This is a genomic window from Exiguobacterium sp. BG5(2022), assembly GCF_031844365.1.
GTDB lineage: Bacteria > Bacillota > Bacilli > Exiguobacteriales > Exiguobacteriaceae > Exiguobacterium > Exiguobacterium profundum.
The window spans coordinates 232,652-251,892 of the sequence record NZ_JAUZVB010000001.1; the positions used below are offsets into that span (position 1 = coordinate 232,652).

22 protein-coding genes, 1 pseudogene and 1 other annotated feature are annotated in these 19,241 nt (G+C 51.0%); of the genes and pseudogenes, 19 read left to right on the forward strand and 4 right to left on the reverse strand.

Annotated features, from left to right (window positions below; translation table 11 throughout):
- The first annotated feature begins 11 nt into the window (after positions 1–11).
- The 14 genes and pseudogenes from Q9R25_RS01190 (at position 12) to Q9R25_RS01255 (ending at position 10,884) form a co-directional block, all read left to right on the forward strand.
- A pseudogene (locus tag Q9R25_RS01190) lies at positions 12–634 on the forward strand (DUF2785 domain-containing protein).
- 69 nt (positions 635–703) lie between these two features.
- Complete coding sequence (locus Q9R25_RS01195) at positions 704–1,144, forward strand: hypothetical protein (RefSeq protein ID WP_311282713.1); 441 nt, start codon at positions 704–706, stop codon at positions 1,142–1,144.
- Between the two features lie 198 nt (positions 1,145–1,342).
- Complete coding sequence (locus Q9R25_RS01200; RefSeq protein ID WP_074037493.1) at positions 1,343–2,380, forward strand: rod shape-determining protein; 1,038 nt, start codon at positions 1,343–1,345, stop codon at positions 2,378–2,380.
- A 13-nt stretch (positions 2,381–2,393) separates the two neighbouring features.
- The gene (gene mreC, locus Q9R25_RS01205) at positions 2,394–3,284 is read left to right on the forward strand and encodes a rod shape-determining protein MreC (protein ID WP_047795500.1); all 891 of its coding nucleotides are present in this window, start codon (positions 2,394–2,396) and stop codon (positions 3,282–3,284) included.
- A gap of 1 nt (position 3,285) precedes the next feature.
- Positions 3,286–3,780 (forward strand): rod shape-determining protein MreD, encoded by a 495-nt coding sequence (mreD, locus tag Q9R25_RS01210; protein WP_049759982.1) that lies wholly within the window; start codon positions 3,286–3,288, stop codon positions 3,778–3,780.
- 5 nt (positions 3,781–3,785) lie between these two features.
- The gene (locus tag Q9R25_RS01215) at positions 3,786–4,454 is read left to right on the forward strand and encodes a septum site-determining protein MinC (protein WP_311282714.1); all 669 of its coding nucleotides are present in this window, start codon (positions 3,786–3,788) and stop codon (positions 4,452–4,454) included.
- Between the two features lie 5 nt (positions 4,455–4,459).
- Positions 4,460–5,317, forward strand: coding sequence for a septum site-determining protein MinD (gene minD / locus Q9R25_RS01220; RefSeq protein ID WP_015881151.1), 858 nt, complete (start codon positions 4,460–4,462; stop codon positions 5,315–5,317).
- Positions 5,318–5,360: 43 nt separating this feature from the next.
- The gene (locus Q9R25_RS01225; protein ID WP_311282716.1) at positions 5,361–6,686 is read left to right on the forward strand and encodes a ribonuclease E/G; all 1,326 of its coding nucleotides are present in this window, start codon (positions 5,361–5,363) and stop codon (positions 6,684–6,686) included.
- Positions 6,687–6,741: 55 nt separating this feature from the next.
- Positions 6,742–6,815 (forward strand) — a sequence feature (ribosomal protein L21 leader region).
- Between the two features lie 15 nt (positions 6,816–6,830).
- A complete protein-coding gene (gene rplU / locus Q9R25_RS01230; RefSeq protein WP_015881153.1) occupies positions 6,831–7,139 on the forward strand; it encodes a 50S ribosomal protein L21 in 309 nt (102 codons plus the stop codon).
- A 3-nt stretch (positions 7,140–7,142) separates the two neighbouring features.
- Complete coding sequence (locus Q9R25_RS01235) at positions 7,143–7,478, forward strand: ribosomal-processing cysteine protease Prp (protein WP_078146561.1); 336 nt, start codon at positions 7,143–7,145, stop codon at positions 7,476–7,478.
- A 12-nt stretch (positions 7,479–7,490) separates the two neighbouring features.
- Positions 7,491–7,772: a 50S ribosomal protein L27 gene (rpmA, locus tag Q9R25_RS01240; protein WP_015881155.1), complete on the forward strand. Its 282-nt coding sequence runs from the start codon at positions 7,491–7,493 to the stop codon at positions 7,770–7,772.
- A gap of 66 nt (positions 7,773–7,838) precedes the next feature.
- On the forward strand, positions 7,839–8,279 hold the full coding sequence (locus Q9R25_RS01245) for a Spo0B domain-containing protein (RefSeq protein ID WP_078146562.1): 441 nt from the start codon (positions 7,839–7,841) through the stop codon (positions 8,277–8,279).
- Positions 8,280–9,569, forward strand: a complete 1,290-nt coding sequence (obgE, locus tag Q9R25_RS01250; RefSeq protein WP_015881157.1) for a GTPase ObgE — start codon at positions 8,280–8,282, stop codon at positions 9,567–9,569.
- A gap of 49 nt (positions 9,570–9,618) precedes the next feature.
- Positions 9,619–10,884, forward strand: coding sequence for a hemolysin family protein (locus Q9R25_RS01255; RefSeq protein ID WP_255344459.1), 1,266 nt, complete (start codon positions 9,619–9,621; stop codon positions 10,882–10,884).
- Positions 10,885–10,927: 43 nt separating this feature from the next.
- Here the strand turns inward: Q9R25_RS01255 and Q9R25_RS01260 are convergent, their stop codons facing one another.
- The 4 genes from Q9R25_RS01260 to Q9R25_RS01275 form a co-directional block, all read right to left on the reverse strand.
- A complete protein-coding gene (locus tag Q9R25_RS01260) occupies positions 10,928–11,701 on the reverse strand; it encodes an NUDIX domain-containing protein (RefSeq protein ID WP_214691133.1) in 774 nt (257 codons plus the stop codon).
- A gap of 118 nt (positions 11,702–11,819) precedes the next feature.
- Positions 11,820–12,398, reverse strand: coding sequence for a DedA family protein (locus tag Q9R25_RS01265; protein WP_074037484.1), 579 nt, complete (start codon positions 12,396–12,398; stop codon positions 11,820–11,822).
- Between the two features lie 107 nt (positions 12,399–12,505).
- The gene (locus tag Q9R25_RS01270) at positions 12,506–13,045 is read right to left on the reverse strand and encodes a transcription repressor NadR (RefSeq protein WP_074037482.1); all 540 of its coding nucleotides are present in this window, start codon (positions 13,043–13,045) and stop codon (positions 12,506–12,508) included.
- Positions 13,023–14,153, reverse strand: a complete 1,131-nt coding sequence (locus tag Q9R25_RS01275; RefSeq protein ID WP_214691132.1) for a cysteine desulfurase family protein — start codon at positions 14,151–14,153, stop codon at positions 13,023–13,025. Before Q9R25_RS01275 ends, Q9R25_RS01270 begins: the two co-directional genes overlap by 23 nt.
- Before the next feature lie 95 nt (positions 14,154–14,248).
- Between Q9R25_RS01275 and Q9R25_RS01280 the strand changes: the two genes are divergently transcribed.
- The 5 genes from Q9R25_RS01280 to ruvB all read left to right on the forward strand — a co-directional run bounded on the left by Q9R25_RS01280 (position 14,249) and on the right by ruvB (position 19,240).
- Positions 14,249–15,682 carry an L-aspartate oxidase gene (locus Q9R25_RS01280; protein WP_311282717.1) on the forward strand — a complete coding sequence of 478 codons (1,434 nt, stop codon included), beginning with the start codon at positions 14,249–14,251 and terminating at the stop codon, positions 15,680–15,682.
- Positions 15,636–16,505 (forward strand): carboxylating nicotinate-nucleotide diphosphorylase, encoded by an 870-nt coding sequence (gene nadC / locus Q9R25_RS01285; RefSeq protein ID WP_311282718.1) that lies wholly within the window; start codon positions 15,636–15,638, stop codon positions 16,503–16,505. Before Q9R25_RS01280 ends, nadC begins: the two co-directional genes overlap by 47 nt.
- Positions 16,468–17,547, forward strand: coding sequence for a quinolinate synthase NadA (gene nadA, locus Q9R25_RS01290; protein ID WP_311282719.1), 1,080 nt, complete (start codon positions 16,468–16,470; stop codon positions 17,545–17,547). Before nadC ends, nadA begins: the two co-directional genes overlap by 38 nt.
- A gap of 93 nt (positions 17,548–17,640) precedes the next feature.
- A complete protein-coding gene (gene ruvA, locus Q9R25_RS01295; RefSeq protein WP_074037474.1) occupies positions 17,641–18,228 on the forward strand; it encodes a Holliday junction branch migration protein RuvA in 588 nt (195 codons plus the stop codon).
- A gap of 10 nt (positions 18,229–18,238) precedes the next feature.
- Complete coding sequence (ruvB, locus tag Q9R25_RS01300) at positions 18,239–19,240, forward strand: Holliday junction branch migration DNA helicase RuvB (RefSeq protein WP_078146571.1); 1,002 nt, start codon at positions 18,239–18,241, stop codon at positions 19,238–19,240.
- Position 19,241: the final 1 nt, after the last annotated feature.

A 19,241-nucleotide genomic window follows, 5' to 3' on the forward strand; every position in this document is an offset into this window, starting at 1 on the left:
ATTTCGACAAGATGAGTGAACTCCTTGAGACGTCCTTGCATGCTCTTTTGTTTCATAGAATTGAGGAAACGCAGTCGGACGCTGTCTTCACGAGAGCTTTCACGACTCTATTGATGGCTTTGATTCTGCATCGAGACGTTGAAGAGGACTTTTTGACAGAAGACCAATTCCGGAAGGCAGCAGAAGGTTTGATTCGATATCTTCAGCTCGAGAGAGATACAAGGGTTATGTGAATGGCAAGGGATGGGCCCATTCGATTGCCCACGCGGCAGATGCGGTGGACGAACTGATCGCAAATCCGAAACTGGATCCAGCGTCATTTCCGGAACTCTTCCACGTCATTATCAATCAATTCATGCGTTCTGAGGTATTGGCGCATGATGAAGACGAACGTCTCATCAATCCGCTCCTACGTTTACTCGAACGAGGGATGGATTCTGAAGTCATTCATCGCCATGTAGAGCAGCTTCCACATCACTTAGAAGAATGTAAGCAACATCTTGATGAGGAAAAATATTGGTACGTCGTCCATAATGTGAAAACATTCTTGAAGAGTCTGTATGTCCGTTTAAACGAAGAGCAGCGGCATGACCTGATCCAACAATCTATTCTCGCCACACTGAAAAAGTTGTGATGTGATCAAGGAACGTAGTTTACTCTAATCGAATCTGGATGTTGATTAGAAAACAAATGAGGTGTTTTTATGGAAAAAATAATTTGGATACTGATGGTCGGATTATCGCTTTTTGTGAGTTACATACATCTAGAACCAACCATCTTCTCGATCGTTGTGTTCATCCTGTTTTTATTTGTGAGCACAGCGCTATTTATGAGGTTCGATCAGGACCACTGGCTCGACCGCGTCTCGCCGCTCGTCGGTGTTGGCGTAGGAGTTCTATCGCTCATCGCTTATCTCAGTATGATCGTGCTCTCTTTCAATGAACTCAATCAACTCGGCATCTGGACGGTACTCGTCCGCCTCCTGCTCATGTACATTGGGATCTACCTTTTCGTCGTGACGACATCGAGCTTTTTGGCAGGAGCGACCCGACTCAAGCCATCCCGCTTCTTTCGGCCGGTGTTGATTTTCTCGGTATTCTTTTACGGAGCGATGTTACTGCTTCCGCTCCAACCGGGATTGTAACCGTTCTCTCCTTAGGCAGACGCTCACTTGCGTCTGCTTTTTTGATTTGCCTTTTTGCCGAAAAGAAGGCAAACTAATAGACGGTGAGACAGGACTGAGATGCGGTTATTGTAAATAACCTGTAATCGAATGAACGTTTTCAAACATGATTTTTCCGTTATAATAAAAAATAGTGTAATGAAGAGAGGAGCAACACCTATGTTTCGTAGTTTTAACCGAGAGATCGGAATCGACCTTGGAACGGCTAACACGCTCGTTTATGTAAAGGGTCAAGGAATTGTTGTTCGTGAACCGTCCGTCGTGGCGTTCCGCACAGATACCGGTAGAATTGAGGCCGTTGGTAATCAGGCCAAAGATATGATTGGACGTACTCCGGGGAACGTCTCTGCACGTCGTCCGATGAAAGACGGCGTCATCGCTGACTTCGAAACGACAGCGACGATGATTAAATACTTCATGGAGCAAGCTCAAAAATCAAAAGGCGGTTTGTTCTCATCGAAGACGAACGTCATGATTTGTGTCCCAAGCGGTATCACGTCTGTTGAAAAACGTGCCGTGGAAGACGCTGCGAAACAAGCAGGCGCTCGTGAAGCATACACAATTGAAGAACCGTTCGCGGCAGCAATCGGTGCAGGCCTCCCAGTTTGGGAACCGACTGGCTCGATGGTCGTCGATATCGGTGGCGGTACGACCGAAGTCGCAGTGATCTCACTCGGCGGCATCGTGACAAGCCAATCGATTCGTGTCGGTGGTGACGAAATGGATGATGCCATTATTCGTTACATCAAGAACAAGTACAACCTCATGATCGGGGAGCGTACATCTGAGACGCTCAAAATGGAAGTCGGTTCGGCGCGCATCGATGCATCGAACGAAGCGGAGAAGATGGAAATCCGTGGTCGCGACCTCGTAACAGGACTTCCAAAACAAATCGAAGTCACGTCTGCAGAAGTGTGTGAAGCTCTTTCTGATACAGTCGAAGCGATTTTAGCAGGGGTCAAGCAAACGCTTGAGCAAACTCCTCCAGAGCTTGCGGCTGACGTTATGGACCGCGGAATCGTCTTGACTGGCGGCGGCGCCCTCCTCAAAAACTTGGACGACGTGATCTCAGACGAGACACACATCCCGACACTCGTTGCGGATGAGCCACTCGACTGCGTAGCGGTCGGGACTGGAAAATCTCTTGAAATGATGGACGTCCTCCGTTCGAAATCAGGCATCTCGTCACGTCGATGAGAGGTGAGACAAGATGAGCCGATTCGTACGTAATAAAAAGCTCATCATCACGCTAATTGTACTGATCTTGTTTTTCGTCATTTTAGGTGTTTCGATTCGAGGACGATCGGAATCAGCCTGGTACCAAGATGTCACGCGTGATGTGGTCGGCACGTTCCAGCGAGTGTTCGCGGTACCAATCGGGTGGATGGACTCAACGGTCTCGTCCATCTCAGATGTCCGCGATATCTACGAAGAGAACCGCCAGCTGAAAGAACATTTGGCGAAGTACGCCGAGGTATCGGTTGAAGCGGATGATTTGCGCCGTGAGAATGAGGAGCTTCGAAAGATGGTCGAAGCAAGAGACGAGTCGTTACGTGACTTCGACCTCATTCCGGCGGAGGTCATCGGTCGGACACCGAACGATTGGCAACGCTACGTCACCATCAACGTCGGTTCAGAACGCGGCGTTGAAAAGGGCATGGCCGTGACCGCAGCGAGCGGGATGGTCGGTCGTGTCATTCAGACGAGTGCCTATACGTCGCAAGTTCAACTGCTCAGCGACAACAACCGGACGAACAACGTCTCGGCAGTGGTCAAAGATGCGGACGGCAAACCGACGTATGGGACGGTTGACGGATTCGACACGGAGACGAATGAATTGTTCTTCACGAAAGTATCGAATAGCGTCAAGCTGAAAGAAGGAGAAATCGTATCGACGTCCGGACTCGGTGGACGTTATCCGGCTGGACTCGTCATCGGTACGATCGAATCGATCGAGACGGATGAATATGGCGTCTCACAAGTCGCCCGGATTAAACCGGAGGCCGACTTCAATGAGTTCTCACAAATGTACGTGATTGATCGGACACTAGACGAACCGTTTTTAACGGGTCCCGAGGAAGGAGGAGCAGCGGGTGAGTAACATGAAAGTGTTCATCGCCCTGTTCCTCCTTTTTCTTATTGAAGGAACATGGGCATCGATTTTTTCTTGGCACTACGCCACGCCGTTTCTTTTGTTGACGTTGATCGGGTTGATGTTTGTCAGTCTGTACGGTCGATGGGAGACGGCACTCGGGTTTGGGCTTGTATTCGGACTGCTGTATGATATCGTCTACACCGACCTGATTGGAATCTATGTATTTACTTTTTCACTCATTCCTCTCTTAGCCAGCTTCGTGTTAAAATATATAGGTGAGAACTTCTTCTCCGTCACCATTACGTTCACGTTTATGATTCTCGTTTTCACCTTTGCGATTTACGGGATCATGGCGGCGATTGGTGGGACGTTGATGACGATTCAAACACTATTGGTTGAACAGATTCCAGGGACGATGCTCGTCAATGCCATCGCCATCGTGATTCTTTATTATCCGATGACGCGTTATGTGACGACACGCCCTGTTGCGAAAAGAGGGTAGCCATGATGGAGCGTAAACGACACATTACGATTAAAGGACATCGCAACGGCATTGCCATTCACTTCAATCCGAAGAGTGGCATCGACGAGGTGCTTACGGACTTAGAAGCGACATTACAAGAAATGGAGCCGCCGTCCGGAAAGATTGCCCTGAAGTTGCACGCGGGTACTCGTTATATTGACGAGGAGCTGTCACGTCAAATTCGTGAGGTCGTCGCTCGTCATGGCGTTTTTTATATTGAAGACTTGTCGAGCGATGTCATGTTGACAGAAGAAGCGAAAGCGACGTACGGCAGAAAGACATTCCACTATCACAGCGGGACGATTCGGAGTGGACAAGTCTTGACGTTTGACGGTTCGGTGCTTGTGATCGGGGATATCAATCCTGGGTCAGAGGTCCGGGCGACAGGAAGTATTTATTGTTTAGGGACGATACGAGGAAATGTACGCGCCGGTGTCGAAGGATGGGAAGAAGCGGTCATCACCGCGAGCCTGCTCCATCCGAAGTTTTTAGCAATCGGCGAACGTGTACTCACAGCCGATGACGAGGAAGAACTTCCTGAGATTGAGATGGGTTGTGCGTATCAGACGAGTGATGGGATTGAGATGACACGTCTCCGCCACGTCATGACAGGTCTGAAAGACGCATATGCAATGGAATTACAGAGAGGGTGAGTGGAATGGAGCAAGTAGTGGAGCCTGTACATACAGAAAAAGAAGTTAAAAACGGCAGAGCCATCGTCGTGACATCAGGAAAAGGGGGCGTCGGGAAGACAACGACGACCGCCAACATCGGGACGGGGCTCGCCTTGTCTGGACACTCGGTCTGTCTCGTCGATACAGATATCGGATTGCGTAACCTTGATATCATTCTCGGTCTCGACAACCGGAGCATTTATAACCTTGTCGATGTCATCACGGGTCAATGTAAGTTGAATCAGGCGCTCGTCCGCGATAAACGCTTCGAGGAGATGTATTTACTCCCGGCCGCACAGTCGAAAGACAAGACGTCAGTGAATCCTGAACAAGTGAAAGAAATCGTTGACCAGTTGAAGACGGAATATGATTTCGTCTTGATTGACTGTCCTGCTGGAATCGAGCAAGGGTTCATGAACGCGATTGCCGGTGCGGATGAGGCGATCGTCGTCACGACACCTGAAAAAGCGGCGGTTCAAGATGCAGACCGTATCATCGGGATGCTCGAGCAAGCGGAACATATCGATGCGCCTAAACTGATTGTCAACCGAGTCAAGAATCATCTCGTCGAATCGGGCGACATGCTCGACATCGATGACATCATGCGCATCCTGTCGATTGACTTACTCGGTGTCGTCATCGACGATGAGGAAGTCATCGCAGCCGCGAACCGCGGTGTCCCGGTCACGATGAATCCGGACAACTATGCCGGGCAGGCTTACCGGAACATCACGCGCCGTATTCTTGGCGAATCGGTCCCGCTCATGTCGATTCAGACGGAGACGGCACCGGTCGGCTTCTGGGCACGACTCATGATGAAATTTGGAATGAAAAAAGCGTAAAGGCAACGGAAGTTGCCTTTTTCTGTCGAAAGGAGTGATGCAGATGAAGCTAATCTACGAACGAACACCTTCCATCGAACGGGCGATGCTCGTGGACGGCGAACGATTACTCGAAGTCGAGGAACGGTTTGTCGACCAACTGTCTGTCGGGACCATCGTCGAAGCCGCAATTGAAAGGATCCACCCGTCACTCGGGGCAGCCTTTTTGACGGATGGGGAGACGACATACTTTCTCCCGATCGCAGAGACGCTCCGTGCGCTCGCCTCGTATCCGGAAGTGCCCGCCATCGGGCAAGCGGCAGTCGTCGGAGAAAAGCGACTCGTCCAAGTGACAAAAGAAGGAATCAACGGCAAGCATCATAAAGTGACAGAGAACATTCGATTCGGTGGGCGATATCTTGTGTATTTCCCATTTGGACGTCGTCAACTGTTCAGCCGGAAACTCGACCTCGTCACGCAGGACCGCCTCTCAAAGGCGCTCGACTTAACGGAAGAGGAAGGGGTCTTATTTCGGACGGAAGCCGGACAAGTGGCCCCGGAAGCGTTACAGGAAGAACTGAATCGATTGCGTAACCGTTCGACCATAGTGATCGAGCAAAGGTTCGGGCAAGACGAGCTACTATGCGAACAATTCGTGAGACGTCATGCAGTCGAGTCCGTGCTGTTGAATGACAAAGAAGGGCAAACGCGACTCGAACGATTGGATGTCCCGGTGAAACGTCATATCGGAAAAGGGCGGATGCCTGAAGCGAAACGTCTCGATGGAGCCATCGAGAAACTGGAGAGTCGTGCCGTCTGGTTGGATGGTGGGGCGTTCGTCTTGATCGAACAAGTCGAGACGATGACCGTCATCGACGTGAACAGTGGCAAAAATGTCGCCGTCAAAGACAAGGGGCGTGCGGCCGATACCATCAATGAAGCCGCGCTCTATTCGATCATGGAGCAGTTGCGTCTGCGAAATATCGGCGGCATGATCGTCATCGATTTCTTACGTGGTTCAAAGGAAGGGCAGACCCGTCTCCTTAAAAAGATGAAAGAACTAGGGGCGCGTGACCCACGACGTGTCGAAGTGTACGGCTTCACACGGATGGGGCTGTTCGAGCTGTCGCGGGAACGGACCGGGCGCTCGATTCAAGACCGGATGTTTTATGCCGGCAAGCCTTCAAAATTGGCCATCTTCTCACAGTTTGAACGGTCGCTCCTTGATTTGAATGATCAATACGAAGCGGTCGTGCTCTCACTCCCTAATAAGTGGCATGACGCTTCTTGGCACGGATTTGACATTGAGGTGCACCTCGTCGAAGGGGAGCCGGAGTTCGTCTTTTATGGGACGTCCGAAGAATGTCAGAATTTCTTATCTCGTCGTTGACAATGATTAATTGAGAATGGTATTATCTATAACGTTAGTTCGTTTGGAAGCACCCAAATGGCTACAACCGCACAGAACGGGTTTTTAAAGGTTTTTGCCCTGCCCAGGATGGCGAGTCTGAGTTTAACAAGGAGGTGCACGTATATGTACGCAATCATCAAAACAGGTGGTAAGCAAATCAAAGTTGAAGCAGGTCAAGAGATCTACATCGAAAAACTCGATGCTGATGTCGAAGGTACTGTAGAATTCGGTGAGGTTCTTTTCGTTGGTGGTGACGATGTTAAAGTCGGCGCTCCACTCGTAGAAGGCGCTAAAGTTGTCGGTACTGTGGTAAAACACGGCCGCGCTAAGAAGATCACTGTCTTCAAAATGAAAGCTAAGAAAAACTACCGTCGTAAGCAAGGTCACCGTCAGCCTTACACGAAAGTTCGCATCGAGAAAATCGAAGCGTAAGCTATGATTCGGGTCAAGGTAAGACGAGACGAGGCGAATTCGATTCGCTCCGTCGAAGTGACTGGTCATGCCAATTTTGCAGAACCTGGTTCTGACTTGGTGTGCGCCGGTGTTTCAGCCATCATCTTTGGTGCCTATAACGCCGTCGAAACGCTTGCGGGTCAATCGCTTCTTGTAGAAATGGCAGATCAAACAGAGGGTGGTTACTTTTATGTCGAGACGTATCCTGACTTATCACCGCAGGATATGGAACGCACCCAACTGTTATTAGAAGGGATGCTCGTGCAGTTAGACACGATCGCCCAAAGCTACGGTGAATATATCCAAATTGAACAATAGGAGGTGGACCTCATGTTACAATTGAACCTTCAGTTCTTCGCTTCGAAAAAGGGAGTTGGTTCGACTAAAAACGGTCGTGACTCAATTTCGAAACGTCTCGGTGCAAAACGCGCTGACGGACAAACAGTTTCAGCTGGATCAATCCTTTACCGCCAACGCGGTACAAAGATTCACCCAGGTGAAAACGTTGGCCGTGGTGGCGACGACACTTTGTTTGCGAAAGTTGACGGCGTAGTACGCTATGAGCGTCTTGGTCGCGACAAGAAACAAGTGAGCGTTTACCCAGTCGCGTAAGTTGAACGACGCAGAAGACTCTAGCCACTTATTTGGTTAGAGTCTTTTTTTCTAGGAGAGGATCAAATGGATTCAGAACAGACACTCGAGCTCTTATCGACCGTCCGTCACGAATGGATGAATCGGCTTCAATTGATCTCGCTCTATGTGGCTCTCGATCCGACTAAGCTCGAGGAACTTTACGAACGCTATCGGAAACAGGCCGACGAAGAGAGTGCGCTCGTTCGTTTGAACGTGCCACAGACGAGCCTAGTCGTGATTCAAGCGAATTGGGAGGGACGGATGACGTATACGATTTCAACCGACCAACTCGCCATCGATGACGCGCGAGTGGCAGAGATGCTTGTCCGCTTGTTAGACAACACGGATGGGCCGATTCATGTGACGTTCACGGACGGACTGATGGTTCGCGTCACGGGCGCTGTCCCGGACGATGTGAAGGCATCAGCCTATGTGTACGAACAGAACGTAGATACCACTACGTTTCACATAAAGGAGGGGAAATAAATGTTTGTCGATCAGGTTAATATTTTTGTAAAAGCTGGAGACGGCGGAAAAGGGATGGTCGCTTTCCGTCGCGAGAAATACGTTCCAGACGGTGGTCCTGCAGGTGGTGACGGTGGTCACGGTGGGGACGTCATCTTTGAAGTAGAGGAAGGATTGCGGACGCTCGTTGATTTCCGCTATTCGAAGAAGTTTATCGCCCATGATGGCGAAAAAGGGATGTCAAAAGGGATGCACGGACGTAAAGCGAAACCGCTCATCGTCAAGGTCCCACCTGGCACGATCGTGTTCGATGCCGAAACGGATACCGTCATCGCAGACTTGACCGAGCACGGCCAACAAGCGACGATCGCCAAAGGCGGTCGTGGTGGTCGCGGGAACTGTCGTTTTGCGACGCCTGCCAACCCGGCTCCGGAAATTGCGGAGAACGGGGAACCAGGTCAAGAACGTGAGTTGCGTCTCGAGTTGAAACTCCTCGCAGACGTCGGTCTCGTCGGATTCCCGTCTGTCGGGAAGTCAACGCTTCTCTCTGTCGTCTCGTCGGCACGCCCGAAAATCGGTGCGTACCACTTCACGACGATCACACCGAACCTCGGTGTCGTCAAGACAGCGGACGACCGTAGTTTCGTCATGGCCGACCTTCCAGGTCTCATCGAAGGGGCGAGCCAAGGCGTCGGTCTCGGTCACCAGTTCCTTCGCCATATCGAACGGACGAAAGTTATCGTTCACATGATCGATATGAGTGGTATGGAAGGGCGCGACCCGTTCGAAGACTACACGACGATCAACCGTGAGCTCGAGTCGTACAACTTACGTCTCCTCGAGCGTCCACAAGTCGTCGTGGCGAACAAAATGGATATGCCGGACGCAGCGGAACATCTTGAAGAGTTCAAGAAGAAGGTAGGGGACGATGTCAAAGTCTTCCCGATCTCAGCACTCGCTCAAGATGGTCTTCGTAACTTGTTGATCGAAGTGGCTAACTTTGTCGATACGACACCAGAATTCCCACTCGATGAGCTCGAAGAGAAGACAGCGACGCCTCGTGTCGTGTATCGTTATGAGAAGGAAGAGAAAGGCTATCAAATCCACATCGATGAATACGATCGCTTCGTGATCACGGGCCCTCGTATCGAGAAACTCTTCAAGATGACGAACTTTGACCATGATGAGTCAATCAAACGATTTGCTCGTCAAATGCGTCAAATGGGCGTCGATGACGATCTTCGTAAGTTGGGTGCCGAGGACGGTAGTGTCGTGGCAATCCTCGACTTCGAATTCGAGTTTGTGGAATAAAAAAATTATTTGTTAAGAAGAAACGGAGTGTGAAGCTAACGTGGACCCTGTGCCCTCGTCAAGTTTAATTCTATATGTAGTTCTCGTCATGTTGTCAGCGTTTTTCTCATCGGCAGAAACGGCGCTCTCGAGTGTGAACCGGGTCCGGATGATTCGGATGGCGGAAGATGGTGATAAAGCCGCAAAACGTGTCCTCAGTCTCGTCGACCGTTTTGATGATACCCTCTCGACGATTCTCGTCGGGAACAACATCGTCAACATCGGTTCGGCGACGGTGTCGACCGCCATCGCCACATCTATTTTCAGTGGGGGAACCGGTCTTCTCGTGTCAACGTTCGCGACGACGGTCATCATCTTGATTTTCGGTGAGATTTTACCGAAATCGCTCGCGAAAGAGTTTGCGGAGAAGTATTCGCTTCTCATCAGTGGAATCCTTGTGTTCCTCGTCAAAGTCCTCAAACCGGTGACGATGATTTTCACCGGCTTGAAGAAGTTGACGCTGCGGATGATCGGGATGAAAGACAAGGAGCCATCCGTCACCGAAGAAGAGTTGAAAGTGCTCGTCGATATGGGAGAAGAGGAAGGTGTGCTCGGAGAGACGGAAGCAGAGCTCGTCCATAGCGCCTTTGCCTTCAACGATATTACGGTCGATGATGTGCTGACGCCACGAATCGATATTCTGGCCGTCGACATCGACGATTCGCTCGATGAAATCAAAGACACGATTTTCAGTGGTGGACATTCGCGTTTACCGGTCTACAAAGACTCGATTGACAACGTCATCGGTGTCTTGTCGGAACGTGACTTCTTGCGTTCGATGATGAAGGATGAAGTGACGGATGTCCGTTCGCTCATCCGACCGCTCACGTACGTGTCACCGCAGACGAAATTGATTGAACTACTTCCGATTCTCCAGCAGAAACAATCTCACATGGCTGTCGTCCTCGATGAATTCGGGGGCACGGCGGGTCTCATCACGTTAGAAGACATGCTTGAAGAACTCGTCGGCGACATCTGGGATGAGCACGACGAATCCGTCGTCTATCTCAGACGTCTCCGTGAAGGGGTCTATGAGTGTATGGCTGACATGAACGTTGATGAATTCGCGGAAGAGATGGGGATTGCAGAACCAGACGTCGATTCCAACACGATGGGCGGTTGGTTCGTTGAATTGCTCGGTGACATCCCGGAGAAAGGTGCACAAGTCACGTATCAAGACATGACGTTCACCGTTCTCCATGTGGAGAAACGCCGTGTCCGGAAACTGTTAGTGGAGACTGGACAATCTCAACAAGAAGACATGCAAGAAGCATAAAGAAAAGGGATGATTCGCACATAGCGGATCATCCCTTTTTGCGTCATACGGATTGGCGTTCAATGCGCTCAATCAGTTCATATGGTCGTACTTTATAAATGGCGTAAGGCATATAGGTCGGGTCCATGGCATCGAGGAAGCGCATCTGGAAATGCTCTCGTTTGATGTAGTCGCCGATGTTGCTTGCGTCAACTTTATAGAATCCAACTTCCTGTGTCTCGCCAGCCTGCGGTTTGAGGTCACCTGATACATAAGTGGCGCGGAAGGTGACACAGAGGACGCGGGACGACACGTTTTGATAAATCCCGGTGATCCCTTCTACTTTGATTTCCGCACCGGTCTCTTCGCGTACTTCACGATGGATGGCATCCACGATGGACTCATGTTCTTCCACTTGTCCGCCAGGCATTTCAAACGAATCGTTCCGATGCATATTTTTGACGAGGAGAACTTCGCCTGCTTCGTTCGTAATGTACGCCGTCACAGAAACGATGGTGCGGGGTGGCGTATAGTGACCGGTCGGCATCATGAATTCTTCACTCGACTTGATATACAAATCTTTGCCTAGTCGGGCCCGCTTCTTCATCGCTTCCCGTCGTAAGGCGCTGCCCCGATAGTCCCGTTCGACTTGCTCATAATGTTCACGGTCCCGGTATTCCCATAATGCCATGACCTCGGACTTGTCTTCGGTCACCCAGCGTCCGACGAGGCGGGCGCCATGCGACGCCTGGATCGGATAAATGTATGTATGGAAAAAGTCGGTGAATTCTTGCAGGCGTTCAGGTCGAATCGTATACGTTTTACGGCGATGGAACATGATGATTCCTCCTTTTTCGTTGTGCGGTGTCCTATATATATGACCGCGATTCGCTTACATGGTTCTTATTCGACAGATATTAGCGTTTCCCTTTCCAACAAAAAAGAATCAGCTTCAGTTAAGCTGATTCTTTCACACGTTTTGGTTGCTGACGAACATGTCGAACGACGAGGATAATCCCGACAGCAAGAGCCAAGAAGGGGATGACATCGTCCATGAAGTGGCCGATCATGCGCCAGTTGCTACCAAGCATCATCCCGACATGGATGAAGATGAATGACCAGACGGCGAAAATCAAGGTCGTCACCGACAAAAACTTACGGAACGATAGACGCATCACCCCGGCGCTCACGGCGAATAATTGACGCCAAAACAGGCTGAGACAGACGATCCATGCACCGTATTTCTCAAACCAGCGCTCGGCCCGGAGTTGCTTGTCTTGCCGAATTCGAAAATACCGATACAGTTTGAGCGCGACGGGACGCCCACCATATCGACCGATCCAGTACAGACCGATTTGGCTGAGCGTGAAGGAGACCCACGCCAGTAGGAACGTCAGGAAGAAGGGCGCGTCATGCGAGTCGACGAGGAAGCCTCCGTATGCGAGAACGAGTTCGTTCGGGATGAATTGAACCAAGATACCGATGGGAATGCTGAAGACCCCACAGACGGCGAGTAGATGCTCGAGGACGTTCAAGACTTAGCCCTCCTTTCAAATGATTTCAGGAAAGATGTTCCATCCATCAGTATAACGGACATGACTGAAAAGAAAAAGAAGAGATGTCACATATTCGTGACGTCTCTTCAATCTAATTCGGATACGAGAATCCCGAGGCGGTCCAATTCTTTTACCGCAGCATCGATTGCCTCTTTATGGTCTGATTCGAGCGTATGGATATGGAAGCCACCCGTCAACTGGGAGAGCGGGGAAGCCCCATGCGTCTTCACTCGTTCGAGGAAGGCGCGGACGTCGCGGCGACTCTTCACCATGAGTTGTCCCGTGATAGACCCGTATACAGGATGGTCGATGATGACGTCTTTGATGGTGACCCCTTCATCGACGATGGCGTTCATCTCCGTCTCCATCTCTTCTGCCGTATGACGACAGGCTACCTTTTTCGAATAGGTGGAGGGGGTGAGGTCTCCATGCAAGTAGACATACCCACGAGCGGTCGCGACGATTTGATGGCCTTTCGCTTTTAGCAACGATAGGTCTTGGACGATGACCTGACGACTGACGGATACATGTCTTGCCAGTTCAGATCCTGTGATTGGCTCATTGCTCGATTCAATCAATTGTAATAGTGTGCGACGGCGTTCTTCACCGGCTAAACGTTTGTTCATGATGTTCGACTCTCCTTGCTAAAATGACGATGGCATCGGCGAGGGCCGATGTGTCTTCGGCGGTCGTTTGCGCGCCGAAGGAAATGCGGACGAGTCCATGACAGGCGCTCGTCTCATATCCGAGTGCTTCGAGCATGCGATTTGGTCCATTTTGACCTGCTCGACATGCCGACCCAGCCGATACTTGGAACCCGAGATCGTCGAGCTCGGTCATCCACCATTGTCCGTCGCGTTGATGGGAGACGAAGGAGAAAATGGCGGGACTTTGTTCATCAAACTCGAGCCAATGGACATGCGCTGACGTCTTCTCTTTCAAGATAGCACGAAACGCCATGAAATTTCTCTGAAAACGTGTCAATTGTTCCTGACGTTCTCCGAGTGCTTTTGCAAAGGCACTGATTCCAGGAACGTCAATCGTTCCGGGACGAATCCCGTATTGATGATGCCCCGGATAGTATGGGGGAGGAATCAGACGTTCCATGTAGAGGGCGCCGACTCCTTTCGGTCCACCTACTTTGTGAGCACTGAACGAATAGGCATCAATGCCTTCGACAGAAATCGGGATTTTCCCGAGTGCCTGGACCCCGTCCACATGGAAGAGGATTTTCTTATATTTCAAGAGGCATTGGATGTGGTGGAGCGGTAACACCCAGCCTGTGTCGGAATTGACATGCTGGAGCGTGACGAGCCCGATGTCACGGTCGAGTAGGTGTGTGAATGCATCTAAATCAAACTTCCCATCCTTCAGTTTCAACCGATGAACGATTATTCCTTCCCGTTCCCACTCTTCAAGTAAGAGGGCGACCGAATCATGTTCATGCCAAGACGTGATCACTTCTTTGCCCTTCATCCGTTTACGTAAACTTGTCAGTGCGATGTAATTGCTCTCCGATCCACTCCCAGTGAATAATAATTTTCCTCGTAACATATCAAGACCGAGCGCCTGTTTGATCAAGCGTCTTGCTTCTGTCAAATAATCTTCTGCCATATAACCTTGGGTATGGAGTGATGATGGGTTCCCATAAACGTTTTTGGCCATCGCCACGTAATGGTCTAATGCTGCATGCGTCATCGGGTGTGTAGCGGCGTAGTCGAAGTAGCGGTTCATCATGGACTCCCCTTTTCTCATGTTGTCTTCTACACAAAATTATGCGAAACTAGTTTACAAGTCAACATTACATATGAAAAACAGGTGATATACAATTGTCTTTACACATAGAGAAAACTGACATTTTGATTATCGGAACGGGACTTGCCGCCGTCGCAACGGCTTTGCATCTATCAAAATCATTCTCCATTCTTCTCGTCTCAAAAGGTGAGATGACAGAGAGCAACTCCGATTTGGCACAAGGCGGGATTGCGAGCGCGTATCTTGAGAAATCGAGTACGGCCCATAAAGAAGACACAATGCTCGCTTCTAAAAACACATCGTGCGCTGAGCGCGTCGACATTCTCGTAGAAGAAGGGCGTCAAGCGATTGAAGAAATGGAACGATTCGGTGTCCGGTTCGATCATGAAGAGGGCGGCTATGCCCTCGGAAGAGAAGGCGCACACCGATTGAATCGGATCTTTCATGTCGGTGGCGACGAGACGGGACGTCATGTCATGAGGCAATTGCGTCAGTCGATGCCTGATAACGTGAACGTATTGGAACGGGTGCTCGTGCACGATCTCATTACGAAAGACGGGAAAGTCGTCGGCGCGATGGCGTTTCGTGATGAAGTGCCCATTCGAATTGAAGCCGGCGCTGTCGTATTGGCGACAGGTGGCATCGGTGGGCTGATCGATTGGACTTCAAACGCGCGTACCGTGACCGGTGATGGTCTCGTTCTGGCAAATCGATGTGGGGCCAAGCTGACACATTTACAGCGGATCCAATTTCACCCCACCTTACTGGCGACCGAAACGCCTCACCTCGTGACCGAAGCGCTCCGGGGAGCCGGAGCGACGCTCGTTGATGACGAAGGGAATCACGTGATGGCGCATCATCCGCTCGGGAGTCTCGCGCCTCGAGATGACGTGGCACGGGTACTGACAGAACGGATGGGAACGGTCTATCTCGATACGACAAACGTGACACGGCTTCGTGAACGGTTTCCAAAACTTGCTTTGACATGTGACAAACTTAGGATTGATCCTCGCCGCATTCCGGTACGTCCAGGTCTCCATTTTCATATGGGTGGAATCGAAGTGGATGATATGGGACGGACAGGCGTTGACGGATTATATGCCGTCGGTGAAGTGGCGGATGCGGGCATACATGGGACGAATCGTTTAGCCTCGAACTCACTTTTAGAATGTTGGGTATTTGGAAAACGAGTCGCGCGGGCGGTGCGTTTGAATAGGACAGCTATGGTGACGAAGGAGACGCTGGTGTACGACATCTCACCTTTGGCGTTTCAAGCGTTCCGTGCTCAAATTGGAAGATGGTTGACGATTTCACCAAGTCTTGATGAATTGAAAGGTTTCTTACAAAATACCCAAACGTTGACCATGACGAAACACGTGACAAGACAATTAAGTGAACAAACTTTACAACTCGATGCGGCGCGTCTTCTCGCGCAAAGCATCCTCGAAATGGAGCGGTATGATGAACACGATATACCTACGCGAACAGCTACGTCAGTTCTTGATTGAAGATATCGGTTATGGGGACTTATCGAGTGCGCTGATTGATGCACAGGACGAGTCGATCGCAACGATTGTTGCCAAAGAACAGGGCATTTTCTGTGGGAAGCCAATCGTAGAAGAGCTGGCAACTATGCAGCGGCTTGAATTGGTCTTTTGCCAAGAAGACGGGAGAGCGGTTGTCCCTGGAGACGAGCTCGTCGTCTTGAGAGGAAAGACACGCGCAATTTTAGAGACGGAGCGTGTGCTGTTGAATGTAATCCAACATGCGAGTGGAGTCGCGACGATGACAAAGCAGTGCATCGATGCGCTAGATGATGACTCGATACACGTGACCGATACACGGAAGACGACTCCGGGACTTCGGATGATTGAGAAGTACGCCGTACGTGTCGGTGGGGGATACAATCACCGTTTAAGACTCGATGACGCCGTCATGATCAAAGACAATCATATCGTCGCACTGGGTGGTGTAACGAACGCGATTCAAGTCGCGCGTGAGCGTGTCGGTCATACGACCCCGATTGAAATCGAAATCGAGTCGTTCGAACATCTGATGGAGGCGGTTCAAGCCGATCCGGACATCGTGATGCTTGATAATCGGACGCCAGATGAATTGAGGGACTGGGTCCGTCATATACCGACGCACATCAAAATTGAAGTGTCTGGTGGAATCACGCTCGACACAATTGACGATTATCGAGGCATTCGCATCGATGTCATCTCGCTCGGTCAATTGACTCATTCGGTCCGCGCGCTTGATTGCAGTTTGAATTTACAAGGAGGAATGAAAGATGCAACTACTCGGAACACTCTCACCGACGTACGCTAACCTGTCAGTGGAGGAGATGGAGACTCGGATTCAGGCGGTCAAAGACCGGCTCGGGACTCGTCTCTTTTTACCGGCCCATCATTATCAAAAAGACGAGGTCGTTCAATTCGCGGACGCGACAGGGGATTCGCTCCAGCTCGCACGACTCGCAGAACAGATGAGCGAAGCCGAATTCATCGTCTTTTGTGGTGTCCACTTCATGGCAGAGACGGCAGACATGTTGACACGGGACGACCAGATTGTCGTCTTACCTGATATGCGTGCCGGCTGTTCGATGGCAGACATGGCCGATATCGATCAGACGGAGATTGCTTGGGAAGAACTGACGGAACGATTTGGAGAGGACATCATCCCGATTACATACGTCAATTCAACAGCGGCCATCAAAGCGTTCGTTGGTCGTCACGGTGGGGCGACCGTCACATCGTCGAACGCCTATGAAATCGTCCGGTGGGCGCTTGAGGCAGGTGAACGCATCTTGTTCCTTCCCGATCAGCATCTCGGGCGGAACACGGCGTTCGACCTCGGCATTCCGCTCGAGGCGATGGCTGTTTGGGATCCGCTCCGTGAAGAATTGGTCTCAGAAGGCGAAGACGATCAAGTGAAAGTCATCTTATGGAAGGGACACTGTTCTGTCCATGAGAAGTTCACGGTATCGCAAATTCAGGCGTTCCGTGACCGTGAGCCGGATCGTCGCATCATCGTCCATCCGGAGTGTACGTTTGACGTCGTCCAATTGGCAGACGAGGCGGGATCGACGTCATATATCATCGACAAGATTGATGCGAGTGCACCTGGGACGAAGTGGGCGGTCGGAACGGAGATGAACCTCGTCAACCGGTTGGCGGCAACGTACCCACATCTTGACATCGTCTCGTTGAACCCATTCATGTGTCCGTGCCTCACGATGAATCGAATCGACTTGCCACATCTTCTCTGGGCGCTCGAGTCACTCGAGACGGACCCTGTGAACGTCATTCGCGTCGATCATGAGACGACAGAGTGGTCGAAACGCGCACTTGAACGAATGCTTGCACGGTAATCGCTTCAGGACAGGTAAACGCCTGTCCTTTTTTCGTGTCGCCCATTATGGTACAATAAATGCAGTTTTTCCGACCAAAAAGGAGAGTACATCGTGATTGAATTCGTAAAAGGACCCGTCGCCTATGTGTGTGCGGAATATATAACGTTAGATGTCTCGGGCGTCGGCTACAAAGTACATGTGCCTAACCCGTTTTTTTATCGTGAACAAGACGAACATGTAATCGTGTTTACGCATCATTATGTGCGTGAAGACCAACAGACGTTATACGGTTTCCGGTCACGTCGTGAGCGTGAGCTGTTCAATAAACTCCTCAGCGTGAGCGGGATCGGACCAAAGGGTGCGCTTGCCATCGTCGCGTCCGGCGATATCGACGCGTTGATCGATGCGATTGAAACCGAGAACGAGAAGTATTTGACGAAGTTCCCGGGAGTCGGCAAGAAGACGGCCAAACAGATGGCGCTCGACTTGAAAGGGAAGTTATCCGAGCTCGCACCGGATTACGTGCCGAACGAAGGGTTGTTCGCCCAAGGTGCATCTGAACTCGATGAGGCGTGTGAGGCGCTCGTCGCGCTCGGCTACTCTGAACGGGAAATCCTAAAAGTCCGCAAAGCATTGAGCGGAGAAATATTGACGACCGACGCGTACATAAAACGCGCGCTACAGCTGTTACTGAAATAAGGAGGAAGCTATGGACGAACGATTGTTGTCACAATCTCATCAGCAATATGAAGACTCTGAAGAGTGGAGCTTACGTCCGCAGCGCTTCGAGCAATATATCGGGCAAGAAAAGGCGAAAGGCAATTTGTCGGTCTTCATTCAGGCCGCTAAACTTCGTAGTGAGACGCTCGACCACGTGCTCTTATACGGTCCCCCGGGACTCGGGAAGACGACGCTCGCCCAAATCATCGCCAACGAGATGGGCGTCGGAATTAAGACGACAGCAGGACCGGCAATTGAACGACCGGGTGATTTGGCCGCAATCCTCTCGACACTCGAGCCGGGAGACGTCTTGTTCATCGACGAGATTCATCGTTTGAGCCGGACGATTGAAGAGATCCTCTATCCGGCGATGGAAGATTACTGTCTCGACATCGTCTATGGGCAAGGGGAGATGGCTCGTAGCGTCCGCATCGACCTACCACCGTTTACGCTTGTCGGGGCGACGACACGGGCCGGGATGTTGTCGGCGCCTTTACGTGACCGTTTCGGCGTCACGTTGAAGCTCGAATATTACGAAACACATGAGTTAGCGGCCATCGTCAGCCGGACGGCCCAGTTGTTCCGTCTCTCGATTTCACCGGAGGCGAGCGGTGCGATTGCGAAACGCTCACGAGGGACGCCACGAGTTGCAAACCGTCTCTTGCGTCGTGTCCGTGATTTCGCACAAGTGGCTGGTACGAAAGAAATCGATCCAGTGCTCGCATCTGATGCGCTCGACCGGCTACACGTCGATGCGCTCGGACTCGATGAAGTCGATCATCGGTTACTGAGAGCCATGGTGGAGCGGTTCGGAGGTGGACCGGTCGGGCTTGAGACGCTCGCTGCGACCATCGGTGAGGACGCTCAGACGATTGAGGATGTCTACGAGCCCTATTTATTGCAACAAGGATTCTTGCAGCGCACGCCGCGAGGACGGATGATCACACAGTTTGCCAAGTCGCATTTTGGTTATGAAGAGGAAGAGGAGTAAG